This is a genomic window from Streptosporangium fragile (genome assembly GCF_039534445.1).
GTDB classification, from domain to species: domain Bacteria; phylum Actinomycetota; class Actinomycetes; order Streptosporangiales; family Streptosporangiaceae; genus Streptosporangium; species Streptosporangium fragile.
The window spans coordinates 277,618-289,645 of record NZ_BAAAVI010000001.1 but is presented as its reverse complement, the minus strand read 5'-3'; the positions used below and the strand labels follow the sequence as shown (position 1 = coordinate 289,645).

The window sequence follows — 12,028 nt, the reverse complement described above, 5'->3', positions numbered from 1 at the left end:
CCATGAGCGGCGGTGATGTCAATCCCCGGTGGACGCGCACAGCTCGCCGCGGATCTCCGATCTCACCTGGTGCTCGGCGCTCCCAGGCCGACTCGCTTGGATCAGCCGGACCACCGGGCGGACCAGAACAACGCCCCGGGCCCCGACGAGGGGAGCCCGGGGTGTGCGCTGCCGCCGGTGCGAGACGGCACCGGCGGTCCCGGCCAGGTGCTCCTCGTTATCCGAACTGGCCGGGCTGGTAGTCGCCGGCGGGCTGCCGGACGATGACGTTCGCACGGTTGAAGGCGTTGATGAGGGCGATGAGAGACACCAGGGCGGCGAGCTGGTCCTCGTCGTAGTGCTTGGCGGCATTCGCCCAGGCCTCGTCCGTGACACCGCCGGCCGCGTCGGCGATGCGGGTGCCCTGCTCCGTCAGCTCCAGGGCAGCGCGCTCGGCGTCGGTGAACACCTTGGCCTCCCGCCAGGCCGCGATCAGGTTGAGGCGCACCGACGTTTCCCCGGCGTGCGCGGCCTCTTTGGTGTGCATGTCGGTGCAGAAACCGCAGCCGTTGATCTGACTGGCGCGGATCTTCACCAGCTCCTGCGTCGCGGCCGGCAGCGTCGAGTCCGAGATCACCTTGCCTGCCGAGACGATGTGCCTCAGGAACTTGGCGGCGACCGGGTTACCGAGGAGGTTCAAGCGAGCATCCATGGTGCACTCCTTGCCGTTGTTGGTGAGTACACCTCTTTGACGGAACAGCTCGGCAAGATGTGACAGGAACGAATGTGACGTGCGTCTCCCCTGTCGTACCGCGGCAGGGACCACCCACGACGACGTTCAGGACCGCGGCCGAGACGTCGCCCCCGCTCGTCACGGTCGCCCGGCCTCTTCTGAACGGCGCTGGTGATCGAGTCCACGCGCGGCCGTTCCTGTCCGGGGTCGTCATGCACCCGCTCGACTCTGACGATGGTGAGTCGCAGGATGAGATCTGCCCGAAAGAAAAGTACGTACGCGGTGACCATGGCGGCGCCACCACGCGGTGACCCACATCAGTTCGACCGCGGCCACGAGGCCCAGCACCAGTGTTGCGTCAAGGAACGAAACCAGCCCGGATCCGGTCACGAGGGTGTGCACCGCCCGGGAAACCAGCGAGATCGCGATCGGCAAGGTCACCATCACGGCGAAGGCGAGACAGGCACCCGTCCCCACGACGAGCAGTACCGCGTAACCGCGTACGCTCACGCGTTCTCGCCCGGGCAGCCGGGCGAGCGGGTCAGGACGTTTACGCATGGTTATCAGGTATCGCAGATAAGCAGCGCTGTCGCCGTACAGGTTCCGGCAACCGGTGAGGTCCTGGAGCAGAAAGTAAAGGTCGGTACGCATGAACAGCAGGAACTGGGCGACCAGACAGCCGAACCCGGTGAGCACAAGAACCGACAACAGAGGATGGGGGCCGTGAAAGAAAATCAGTACCAGTGCGGCGCCGCAGATCGCGGCATCCTGTGCCATGCCGGCCAGATAGACGGTGACCCGAACACGGAGGGGCGCCAACCAGATACCGGACACGTCGGTGTGCGCCACGAGGAATTGCAAACGCGTGCTCAGGCTGATCGTGCCCGGGACACCGGCGGCACGAGCAGTGGCCAGATGCGCCAGTTCGTGAAACAGAACGACAACCCACGCGAGTGCTGTCTGCCCGAGGATCACGAGCGAGCCGTGCTCACTCCATATCATCGCTCGCCAATCAGGCAGGATGCTCGGACGGAGCAGGACGGCGGACAAGCCCGCGGCTATCACGACGGCGACGGCGACATGCGTGATCGGATGCAGGGTCCAGCGGACGTGATGCGGACGGAGACGGGGAAACGTCGGCTCGGGCAAGAGTGATTCGATGGGATGACCCCCGATCTCCGCTACCAGTCCCGACTCGGCCAGCTCGGCCACGAAGGATTCGACATCAAGCAGCCTGCCCGTCTCGGCCTGGAGCCGCTCCTGGGCGTTCCGCAGGGACAGCCCCTCCTGGAGCAGCTCGATCGCTCGCAGCCCCTCTCGGGGGATGACCATGAACTGGCCTGAGCCGAGCCGGCCGATGATCCACTCGTTCCCGTCCCGGCGGGTTCCGAAGGTGTGGAACCTGACTGCGCTCAAGACACGAGCCGCGGAGGGGACAGCGGCGCAACGACGCGATCGAAGTACTCCACGAGGTCTTCAGCCTGCTCATACAGCGACGCGAGTACGGGAAGGCAGGGCTCGATCACGCCCGAGTCGGTGATGCGACGCCCACCGGTATGAATGCCCTCGCGATCGTAAAGCACCTCGTACATGAGAGACGGGCCGAACGCCACAAGCTCCGGCATGGGATGACCGGTCTCGAAGTCGGCCACGGCCGACGCCGGAATGACCCTGCTGTGCTCACCCTCCTGCGCGCGGACCCTGAGCACGGCAAGCTCCCAGTGAACGTAGGGTGACACCGGTTCCTCGACCACGCGTATCCGGCGGAAGTCAATACGTTCCGGATGGTCGGCGGCAAACTCCCGACGCATGTCCTCTATCAGAGCAAGGGAGCGATCCCAGTCGCCACGGGCGAACGCCTCCCAGCTGGGCAGGCCCCTCTCGTCGAAGTGCTGCGCACGCTCCAGCTTCCAGATGACTCCAGTCTTCATCTCGAATTCGGTGACGAAGTCGACACGATAGTCCTTGGCGGACAAGGTCTCACCCGGAGCGCTCCTGACGCGGTCGAATATATCTTTCACCAATAATCCCCCATGCCGTGCAAGGATGTCCGGACAGGGCTGTCGGCCTGCCCGGACGCACCATCGACGACTAATTCGAGTTTCCGCTGCTCGCCGGGAAGCCCGTCGTCTCGATTTTGTCCAGCCTGCGGATCTCGATCGGCAGCGGAGTCGTCTCGTCCCGGTCGTTTTCTCTGGTGCCGTCGTCAACGTCCATGACGCTCCTCAATGGTTGACATCACGCGAGATGATGCTCCCACCGCAAAACTCTCCCTGTCAACGAATTGTCCCGGTACCGTCAATTCGCACACACGGAACAGTCTTCTCTCCGACGATATCTTGCGAAAACGTGGTGGTCGGGAGCAATAACATTGAGCCCCGCCAGGAACCCGGGGGCGATGCCGGGAATCCCGGTGATCAGCGAAATCACCGCCTGCGCTGTGAGCTGGCCGGAGAGAGCCGCCGTGGTGGCCAGCACGCCAGGCCAGCCGAGCTCCACGGGAGTCTCCCGCCCTTGTCGCCTCTGCTCTTCCGACGCGGCGGCCTGAAGGCACTCGAAGCACGGGCCACCGGGCGCCACGGTACAGACAGTGACCAGAGGTCCACTGTAGCCACCGCCCACCCAGGGAATTCCCGCAGCCATGCAGGCCCGGTTGGCCCAATGCCGGAGCCCGTCTGCCCCTCGTGGCTCGTCTGCGCACAGCGCCAGGACGTCGCAGTCGGCCAACAGCGAGGCCATCGCCTCCCGAATATCGATTCGGCGACGGTCACCGGTGACCGTGATATCGGAATTCACGGCCTTCAGCCGCCGAACCGCGACATCCGCCTTCGGTAAACCCAGATCTGTTTCGGTGTAGAGAATCTGCCTGTTCAGATTGGACAGCTCCACGGTATCCGGATCGACGCAGTGAATGTGCCCGATACCGGCGGCCGCCAGAGACCACGCAGCATGACTGCCGGTCCCTCCGAGGCCGAGGACCACCACTCGCGCGTCCTTCAGCCGAATCTGGGACTCCCAGGAGTGCCCCGGCGGCCTGAGATCGACCCACCGGAAGAACTCCCTGTTCCGACGGTAGCGCTCTCGCTCCCGGGCAGTCAGCTCATCGGTAACCGGCGGGGCGGAGTCTTCGATATATCCCGACTCCACGAGAGCATTCACGACTTTCGTCGCCGTCGCCACCGACAGTTCCGGGTACCGGGCTGCGATTTCCTCGGTGACCTCAGCCGGCGTACGGGTGCCGTCCATAAGGTTCAGCGCCGCCCAGGCCAGCCCTTCGGGATCCTCGATCTCCGCTGCGATGCCATAGACACTTCCGCCTATCCGGACACGGGAATCCCCCAGGCGATAAGGAGCATGCTCCGGCTTAACACGAGGAAGAATCACCAAACGATAATCGGATCAACCCGGATGAAGGTCAAGGTGTCAAGGGCGAACGCACGCTGAGACGCCCAGGCCGGGGAAGACGGGCGGGCGCGTCACCCGGCGTGTAGAACTCCAGACAAGACAGGTCACCGTCCTGCACGAACAACAACACTCCATCGCCCGTGTCTCCGATATCGGCGGTGCGGTGTGTCCTTCTCCCGAGAGCGAGAGGAGCTGGTAATCGGGGCCGAAGCCGCCGGGGCCTCGGCACCACCGAGCCTCAGTGCCACGGCCGAGAACCGCCCGAGGCGTCCGGTTCGGAGTCGAGCGGTGGGACGCCCGCCCAGTCCGGCAGCGGCTCGCATCTCCTTCTCCACTCCAGGGGCGGGCGGGCGACGCCCCCCGAAGCCCCGACGATGCCGCCGACGATCGCGCAGGTGGTGTCGATGTCGCCGCCGACCGCCGCGGTGGTCCACATGGCCGCTTCGAAGTCATGACGGTAACGAGCGGCGACCCAGAGACTGAAGGGAACCGTGTCGTGCGCACCGATCTGGGACCCGTTCCCCAGCACCTCGGCGACAGCTCCGGGCTCGTCGGCGGTGAGAAGCCGCCGGGCCTCGGCGATGCCGTCGCGGACCAGGCCCGCGGGCACGTGTTCTCCGACCCTGTCGAGGAACGACTCCGGAGAGAGACCGGGTTCCGTGACGGCCGTCGCCGCGGCCACGGCCACGGCTATGGTGCCGGCCACCGCCTCGGGGTGGGTGTGGGTGACCTGCGCCGACAGGGTGGCCTGCCGGACGACCTGGGCGAGATCGCCGGCGAACCAGGCGCCGAGTGGTGCCACCCGCATCGCGGCGCCGTTACCCCACGAGCCCTTGCCGTCGAACAGCCCCGCCGAAAGCGTCCGCCAGTCACCGCCTTCACGGACGAGGTGGAGCATATGGTTCATGGCCGCGCCGTACCCGCGGTACAGGTCGTAACGGGTCGCGAAGCTCGCAGCGAGCCTGTCCTGGTCGATGACGCCGTGGTCGGCCAGGACGCGATAGACGGAGCACGCCATCTGGGTGTCGTCGGTCCACTGCCATGGACCGGCTGGAGGCACGCGTTCGAGGAAACCCCGGTAATTGGCCAGGACGAAGAACTGGGAACCGAAGGCGTCACCGACGGCCAGGCCGTGGAGAGAGGCTGCGGCATGCGCAGGATGACGGACTGACATCGCTTTCATCTGCTGACGTTCCTTTCATGATGAGGTGAGTCTTCCTCAGTGGGCATGGGCGCCGTGAAACCCGGAGCGCGAGTGGTGCGGGGAGAGGCGTCCTCACCGGGGGACGTTCACGCACCGGCGAACTCACCGGGGGACGTTCACACACCGGCGGACTCGCCGGAGGGCGTTCACGCACCCGGCGGGTTTCGGGCCGACGCCGTGGCGTGGATCCGATCACCGGCACGACCGGTCGCTCAGATCACCGGGACACTCGGGGGCGAGCACGAGACGTCGCGCAGCCGGGCCGGGGCCGCCGGACGCGCTGACCGGTCCGAAGCCGCGGCCCGGTCGGCCGCCTTGCGCAAGGAGGTGGCCGAATCGCAGCCGGAACGAGAGATCTCGCGAGCATGCATGCTCGTAGGATGAACGTCCCCTCTTGGGGGTCACTTGCGCCTGGACGCATCCCCTGATCAGGCAGGGGAAAAGCACACCGCGCAACCCCGGACGACCGTAGGACGCGTGCGTGTCGGGCGGACCACCGCATCGCCCGAATGAGACCGGGAAGTACGATCAGCGGATGACGGAAAAGACCGAAACCGTGCCCGGGTGGCTTGCGCCGGAAGAGTTGGAACTGGCGCGGGAGCGGATGCCGATCCTGTACATCGACGCCGTGCCGGTGCGGGTCGACGACACCGGCGTGGTGACCCACGTCGGCCTGCTGCTGCGCATCGCGCCGGACGGGACGGTCAGCCGGGCACTGGTCTCCGGGCGGGTCCTCCACCACGAGCGGATCCGGGACGCGCTGCTGCGCCACCTGGAGAAGGATCTCGGCCCCGTGGCGCTACCCCATGTCCCGGCCTCCCCACAGCCGTTCACCGTCGCCGAGTACTTCCCGACGCCGGGCGTCACGCCGTACCACGATCCGCGCCAGCACGCCGTCTCCCTCGCCTACATCGTCCCGGTCGCCGGTGACTGCCGCCCCCGCCAGGACGCTCTCGACCTCGTCTGGTTCACACCGGAGGAGGCGGCCTCCCCGATGGTGCAGCAGGAGATGGCCGGTGGGCAGGGCGTTCTGCTGAAGCAGGCCCTCGCCCACGTCGGACGCCTGCCCTGAGACGACCGACGACCGGGGTGGGCGCCCGGCTCTCCCGCGCATCCGGCTCCGGCGCCCGGGGCGACCGGGTTTCGCCCGGGGCCGGAAATCAACCCCGCCCAGGGCCGGGAATCGGCTTCGCGGGCCGCGGAGGGCGCTAGTTCTTGCGGGCGATCCCGCCGTACATGAGCTGCTGGCCCGCGGTCAGCTCCGCGGGGACGGGCTCGTCGGGCCGCCACAGGGGCAGCGGGACGACGCCCGGTTCGAGCAGTTCGAACCCGTCGAAGAAGGCGGTGATCTCCTCCGCCGTCCGGAACCGGCCGGTGCCGAGGAGCGCGAGGAACTTCTTCTCGGCGTCGCGCGAGTCCTGGGTGGAGGCGCAGAAGTGGGTGATGAAGAGGTAGCTGCCCGGCGGGACCGCCGCCATGTACGCCTCGACGATCCCCCGGGGGTTCTCGTCGTCGTGGAGGTGGTGCAGGATGCCGACCAGCATCACGCCCACCGGCCGGTCGAAGTCGATGAGCTCCTTGACGGCCGGGTCGGCGAGGATCGCCGCCGGGTCGCGCAGGTCGGAGGTGACGACCGCGGTACGGTCGTTCTCCGCCAGCAGCGCCCGGCCGTGGGCCAGCACCATCGGGTCGTTGTCGACGTAGACGACCCTCGACTCCGGGTTCGCGCGCTGCGCGACCTGGTGGGTGTTCTCCACGGTGGGCAGCCCCGAGCCGAGGTCGATGAACTGGGTGATGCCCTGGCTGGACAGGAACCGCACCCCCCGGCCGAGGATCTGCCGGTTGTAGGTCGCCACGTCGTAGATCTCGGGAACGACCTTCACGATCTCGGCGACGAAGGCGCGGTCGACCTCGAAGTTGTCCTTGCCGTTGAGGACGACGTCGTAGGCCCGGGCGATGCTGGGCCTGGTCGTGTCGATGGTGCTCTTCCACTCATCCCGCTTGTCGGCCACAGGGGATTCCTTCCTCGCGGTCTCGGAGCGATCCGGATGATCATATGTTGTTGATGCGTATGAAAATAAGAGTTCTCGACGGCGGACGGGTCGCCGCTCTCTGCGGCGGATCTGGTCGGCCACGGAGGTGAACGGCTCGCCGGCCGATCCGGCGGAGCCGGTCAGCGGCGCCCGACGACGCCGAGAATGTTGGGCTTGGTGAGGTCGACGACGATCTCCTCGTCGTACTCTCCGCGCTCGGGCCGCCATGCTCCGACCGGGACGACGCCCGGCTCCAGCAGGTCCAGCCCCGACATCAGCTCGGCCAGCCGTTCCGGGCCGCGCGAGGTGAGCGCCCCCGCGCTGGTCGAGCGGTAGACCTTCTGCCCCGCCTCCTGCACCTCGGCGCTGACGTCGCCCTCGAAGGCGTGCGTGATGACCAGGTAGCTGCCCGGGGCGAGCCGTTCGCGGATCGCGGTCGTGACGCGGGTGACCAGGGCCTCGTCCGGGATGAAGTGCAGCATCGAGATCAGCAGCACGGCGACGGGCCGGGTGAAGTCGATGACGCCCTCGACCTCCGGGTGGGCCAGGAGTTCCTCGGGTTCCCGCATGTCGGCCTGGACGACCGAGGTGAAGGGGTTGTCCTCCAGGAGCGCGCGGCCGTGCACCAGGACGATGGGATCGTTGTCGACGTAGACGACCCGGGCCTCGGGCGCGACGCGATGGGCGACCTGGTGCACGTTGTCCTGGGTCGGCAGCCCCGACCCGATGTCGAGGAACTGCCGCACGCCCTCGCGGGCGAGGAGCTCGACGACTCGCGTCAGGAACGCCCGGTTGTCCCGGGCCATCTCCCGGATGCCGGGCAGCACCCGCATGAACTGTTCCGCGGCCGCGCGGTCGGAGGCGAAGTTGTCCTTGCCGCCGAGGTAGTAGTCGTACATCCGAGCGACGCTCGGCGTGTTCGGATCGATGCCCGCCGGGACAGCGCTGTGCTCGGTCATCCCCTTGCCCTTCCTCGCCTGCGGGAGATGATATGAGGAACTCATAGGATTTGTGATCTTTACTGATGAATCCGGCGTCTCTCGTCACCCGCCCGGCGGTTTCCGGCACCCCTCCTCCGGCCCGTGGCAGAATGTCATAGGTGCGTTTCCATGCCGACCTGCACATCCACTCGAAATACTCCAGGGCCTGCAGCAAGGACAGCGACCTCACGCACTTGACCCGGTGGGCGCGGCGCAAGGGCGTCACCGTGATGGGCACCGGCGACTTCACACATCCGGCCTGGTTCGCTCACCTGCGGGAGAGTCTCGTACCGGCCGAGCCGGGGCTGTTCCGGCTGCGCGAGGACCTGGACCGGGAGATCGCCCGCACGCTGCCGCCCGGTGTGGCCTCCGCCCAGGTGCGGTTCATGCTGTCGGTGGAGGTCTCCACGGTCTACCGGCGCGGCGGGCGGACCCGCAAGATCCACCATCTGGTGTACATGCCGGGCTTCGACGCGGCCGAGGCGTTCAACCGCGCGCTGGCGCCGGCCGGCGACCTGGGCTCGGACGGCCGGCCCGTGCTGGGCCTGGACTCCCGTGAGTTGCTGGAGGCCACCCTGGGCAGCGGCGACGGCGCCTACCTGGTGCCGGCGCACGTCTGGACGCCGTGGTTCGGCGTGTTCGGCTCCAAGTCCGGGTTCGACACCGTCGAGGAGTGCTACGGCGACCTGACCGGCCACATCTTCGCACTGGAGACCGGGCTGTCCAGCGACCCCGCGATGAACTGGCGGGTCTCCGGCCTGGACCGCTACCGGATGGTGAGCTACTCCGACGCGCACTCGCCGCCCAGGGTCGGCCGCGAGACTACGGTGTTCGACGTCGACCTGGACTACTTCGCGATCCTGCGCGCCCTGCGGACCGGCACCGGGTACGAGGGGACCGTCGAGTTCTTCCCCGAGGAGGGCAGGTACCACCTGGACGGGCACCGCAAGTGCGGCGTCCGGCTCGACCCGGAGGAGACACGGAAACTCGGCGGGATCTGCCCGGTGTGCGGCAGACGGCTCACGGTCGGCGTGCTGAGCCGCGTCGAGGATCTGGCCGACCGCGAGGAGGGCGTACGGCCGGACGGCGCCGCGGGTTTCCGCAGCCTCGTCCCACTCCCGGAGATCGTGGGCGAGGTCCTCGGCGTGGGGCCAGCGAGCAAGAAGGTGCTCAGGGAGATGGACGAGCTCACCGCCGCGCTGGGGCCGGAGCTGGCGATCCTGGAGGAGGTCCCGGTCGACGACATCGCGGCCTACTCGCCCCCGCTCGCCGAGGCCGTCGACCGGCTGCGCCGCGGCGAGGTGATCCGGGAGGCCGGGTACGACGGTGAGTACGGGGTGATCCGGCTCCTCGGACCCGGTGAGCCGGGCCGGACGGACCCGGCCACCGCCCCGGCCCTTTTCTAGGCAACCGTTTTCCAGAGCCCGAAGCCCTTCCCGATTTCCGGGGCCCGGGTCCTTCTCGGGGAGGCTCTCAAGCCGTTCCCGGCCGAAAGGTCGTTGGATGCCGCCGACACGGATGCGGGAAACTGTGCCCGGATCGCCTCGCTCACGCAGGCCTGCGGCGGCCGGTTCTCCATGTCTCCGGCTCGTTGTGATCGCCGTGGTCAACCGGCGAGCTCTGGCGGCCGGGGTAAATCCGGGCGAGCTCGTCATTTACCGCCGGAGCAACCTGCATGGCAAGCTCGGCATGACGGTGAAGCAGCTGCTCGGGCCGACATGCCAGCAGTTTGACCGCGTCACCCACCTCCGGCATCGAATGCCGGTCCGGCGACGCCTCCCAAAAACCGAAGTGGCGGAGGAGAGCGTCCTGCCCGGCGGCTGTGCCGGCGAGCACCCAGATCAGCTTCCGCTGCAACTGTCGCGCCAGTACGTTGCTGGCCACGACCAGTAGCCGCCCGATGCTCTGGCCGCGATGGCGTGGGTGGACGACCCACCGTGCGCCCTCCAAGACATCGGACTGGCGCAGCTGCTCCGACCTCAGCAGGCGCGTCGCGGCCGACTGGTCCAGCGCCATCACCTTGCTCGGAGCCAGCGACTCGGCCGGGGCGATCCGCGCCGACGCGATCAACTGTCCTGTCGCGCGCAACCGCGCCAGGACATGGTAAGCACGCCCGTCATGCTCGTCGGCATCGTCGAACTCGCCGTCTTCTCGACGGAAGTGCGGAAAGCGACCGTTCTCGTAGATGACTTCACCGCGGAACGACCTGATTTCGCACTGCCACGGCTCAACCCCGAAGGATGTGCCGCGCGGGGAGGGCGGCCGGATCTCGAGGCGTACCGTCTCCGGCGACGCGTCCGTGCTCTGCGATCCCTGCTGATCATGCACGCGGGCCGTGGCGTCGTCGTTCCGCATGAGGTGTCTCTCCCGATGGGTCGTGAATTCCGTATGGTGAGGTCGGATCGCCTGAGGATGCCGCCATGACCGCACTGGCCTCGTAGGCGCGCGGACGGAGAACGGGTATGGGGTGTGCGGGGGGGACGGCGGGGTCTCGTGCCGGTGGTTTCACACGAGTGCGGATATCCCGCTGCACGGTGAACGTCTCGGTCTGCCGCGGTGGTTGGTCAATCGAGGCTCAGGCGGGCAACCGTGAGGCGCACTGGGCCTGACGAGGTTTCGTCGCGACAGCGATGTAGACGGGCATGGCCATCATGAAATGGCCTCGCGCATCGGCCAGTTCCAGGGCGTCGAACCAAGCGGCCCGATCGCCCTCCGCGACCAGGTCGGCCCGCCCCCTGTCGAGGACGGGAACGGCGGACGCGGTGTCCGCCAGGCTGGTGGACACCGCGTGAACCGAGCGCACCGCGGGGTCGCTCAGACCTGCCTGCACGAGCCGACGGCGCAGCGTGCGGCCGACGGTCGGCTGGCGCACCTTCAGCTGGAAGGCGTCCAGCACCCGCCTCGTCAGGGCCTCGTCGACACCGTCGACGACCAGGGCCCCCCAGTCGACGTCGATCACGCAGACGCGTCCTCCGGGAGACAGCGACCGCGCCAGGGAGCCGACCGCCGTCTCCGGATCGGGAACGTGCTGCAGGACCCGCTCGCACCACACCACGTCGAAGTCGTCGCCGAGGTCGAGGGAGGCCACGTCTCCGACCTGGTATCTCACCATCCCGTCCTGCGGTGATGGGAGGTGCCTGTCCTGGGCCGCAGTCACCATCGCGGGATTCAGGTCGACGGCGGTCACCGACCCGTCCGGCCCCACCATGCCGGCGAAGGCCCTCGACATCTCACCGAGCCCGCATCCCACGTCCAGCACCCTGCTGCCGGGGGCCACGGACAGCAGGTCCACAGCCGAAGCGCGCACCGCCCGTATCACCGAGTGCTGGGATACCTGCGCGAGATACCCCTCCGCCGTGGCCTGCTCCGCCATCGTCGGATTCGCCTGGAACACTTTACCTGCCACGGCCATCGCTCTCCGCCCGTCCCGTTCCCGCGTTCAGCTGGAAGTACTTGTGTGTAAAATCCATGCGGCTCTCCTGAACGACGCCGCCTTTGTGCCGAGAGCCGCCATGGTTCTCCCGCCATCGACGTTGCGAGCGAATCCGTCGAGAGCGTGGAACCGAGCAGCCCGGCTTCAGACTGGCCGCTCCCCCTTGGAGACCGCTTGTGATGGAATGCAGCGGATTCGAAGAGGCTGGACCCTTATTTCTCCGTCGGCCCAGATCACGCGGCTGACGTGCGGCGTTGCCGC

Annotated in this window: 12 protein-coding genes; 2 read left to right on the top strand and 10 right to left on the bottom strand. The window is 67.7% G+C overall.

Annotated features, from left to right (window positions below):
• Positions 1-217 precede the first annotated feature (217 nt).
• The 6 genes from ABD841_RS01365 to ABD841_RS01340 all read right to left on the bottom strand — a co-directional run bounded on the left by ABD841_RS01365 (position 218) and on the right by ABD841_RS01340 (position 5,300).
• Positions 218-691 carry a carboxymuconolactone decarboxylase family protein gene (locus tag ABD841_RS01365; RefSeq protein WP_344966892.1) on the bottom strand — a complete coding sequence of 158 codons (474 nt, stop codon included), beginning with the start codon at positions 689-691 and terminating at the stop codon, positions 218-220.
• Positions 692-922: 231 nt separating this feature from the next.
• Positions 923-2,128 carry a hypothetical protein gene (locus tag ABD841_RS01360; protein WP_344966890.1) on the bottom strand — a complete coding sequence of 402 codons (1,206 nt, stop codon included), beginning with the start codon at positions 2,126-2,128 and terminating at the stop codon, positions 923-925.
• On the bottom strand, positions 2,125-2,688 hold the full coding sequence (locus tag ABD841_RS01355; RefSeq protein WP_344966888.1) for a DUF6879 family protein: 564 nt from the start codon (positions 2,686-2,688) through the stop codon (positions 2,125-2,127). Before ABD841_RS01355 ends, ABD841_RS01360 begins: the two co-directional genes overlap by 4 nt.
• A 115-nt stretch (positions 2,689-2,803) precedes the next feature.
• Positions 2,804-2,929: a hypothetical protein gene (locus tag ABD841_RS01350; protein WP_344966886.1), complete on the bottom strand. Its 126-nt coding sequence runs from the start codon at positions 2,927-2,929 to the stop codon at positions 2,804-2,806.
• Between the two features lie 81 nt (positions 2,930-3,010).
• Entirely contained in the window at positions 3,011-4,096 is a 1,086-nt protein-coding gene (locus tag ABD841_RS01345) for a HesA/MoeB/ThiF family protein (protein ID WP_344966884.1), read from the bottom strand.
• Between the two features lie 259 nt (positions 4,097-4,355).
• Positions 4,356-5,300, bottom strand: coding sequence for an ADP-ribosylglycohydrolase family protein (locus ABD841_RS01340; RefSeq protein WP_344966882.1), 945 nt, complete (start codon positions 5,298-5,300; stop codon positions 4,356-4,358).
• 556 nt (positions 5,301-5,856) lie between these two features.
• Here ABD841_RS01340 and ABD841_RS01335 point away from each other — a divergent pair.
• Positions 5,857-6,393: an NUDIX hydrolase family protein gene (locus ABD841_RS01335; RefSeq protein WP_344966880.1), complete on the top strand. Its 537-nt coding sequence runs from the start codon at positions 5,857-5,859 to the stop codon at positions 6,391-6,393.
• 136 nt (positions 6,394-6,529) lie between these two features.
• Here the strand turns inward: ABD841_RS01335 and ABD841_RS01330 are convergent, their stop codons facing one another.
• Positions 6,530-7,333: an SAM-dependent methyltransferase gene (locus tag ABD841_RS01330; protein ID WP_344966878.1), complete on the bottom strand. Its 804-nt coding sequence runs from the start codon at positions 7,331-7,333 to the stop codon at positions 6,530-6,532.
• Positions 7,334-7,494: 161 nt separating this feature from the next.
• Positions 7,495-8,358 (bottom strand): SAM-dependent methyltransferase, encoded by an 864-nt coding sequence (locus tag ABD841_RS01325; protein WP_344966876.1) that lies wholly within the window; start codon positions 8,356-8,358, stop codon positions 7,495-7,497.
• A gap of 95 nt (positions 8,359-8,453) precedes the next feature.
• On the opposite strand from ABD841_RS01325, the gene ABD841_RS01320 reads away from it, so the two are divergent.
• Positions 8,454-9,740, top strand: coding sequence for an endonuclease Q family protein (locus tag ABD841_RS01320; protein ID WP_344966874.1), 1,287 nt, complete (start codon positions 8,454-8,456; stop codon positions 9,738-9,740).
• Between the two features lie 142 nt (positions 9,741-9,882).
• Here the strand turns inward: ABD841_RS01320 and ABD841_RS01315 are convergent, their stop codons facing one another.
• Positions 9,883-10,689 (bottom strand): GNAT family N-acetyltransferase, encoded by an 807-nt coding sequence (locus ABD841_RS01315; protein WP_344966872.1) that lies wholly within the window; start codon positions 10,687-10,689, stop codon positions 9,883-9,885.
• A 220-nt stretch (positions 10,690-10,909) separates the two neighbouring features.
• Positions 10,910-11,740 carry a methyltransferase domain-containing protein gene (locus ABD841_RS01310; protein WP_344966870.1) on the bottom strand — a complete coding sequence of 277 codons (831 nt, stop codon included), beginning with the start codon at positions 11,738-11,740 and terminating at the stop codon, positions 10,910-10,912.
• Positions 11,741-12,028: the final 288 nt, after the last annotated feature.

Bases quoted from the DNA above. Each gene is read 5' to 3' on its own strand.
- ABD841_RS01335 (WP_344966880.1), top strand. From the start codon at position 5,857: ATGACGGAAAAGACCGAAACCGTGCCCGGGTGGCTTGCGCCGGAAGAG.
- ABD841_RS01340 (WP_344966882.1), bottom strand. From the start codon at position 5,300: ATGAAAGCGATGTCAGTCCGTCATCCTGCGCATGCCGCAGCCTCTCTC.
- ABD841_RS01350 (WP_344966886.1), bottom strand. From the start codon at position 2,929: ATGGACGTTGACGACGGCACCAGAGAAAACGACCGGGACGAGACGACT.
- ABD841_RS01315 (WP_344966872.1), bottom strand. From the start codon at position 10,689: ATGCGGAACGACGACGCCACGGCCCGCGTGCATGATCAGCAGGGATCG.
- ABD841_RS01365 (WP_344966892.1), bottom strand. From the start codon at position 691: ATGGATGCTCGCTTGAACCTCCTCGGTAACCCGGTCGCCGCCAAGTTC.
- ABD841_RS01325 (WP_344966876.1), bottom strand. From the start codon at position 8,358: ATGAGTTCCTCATATCATCTCCCGCAGGCGAGGAAGGGCAAGGGGATG.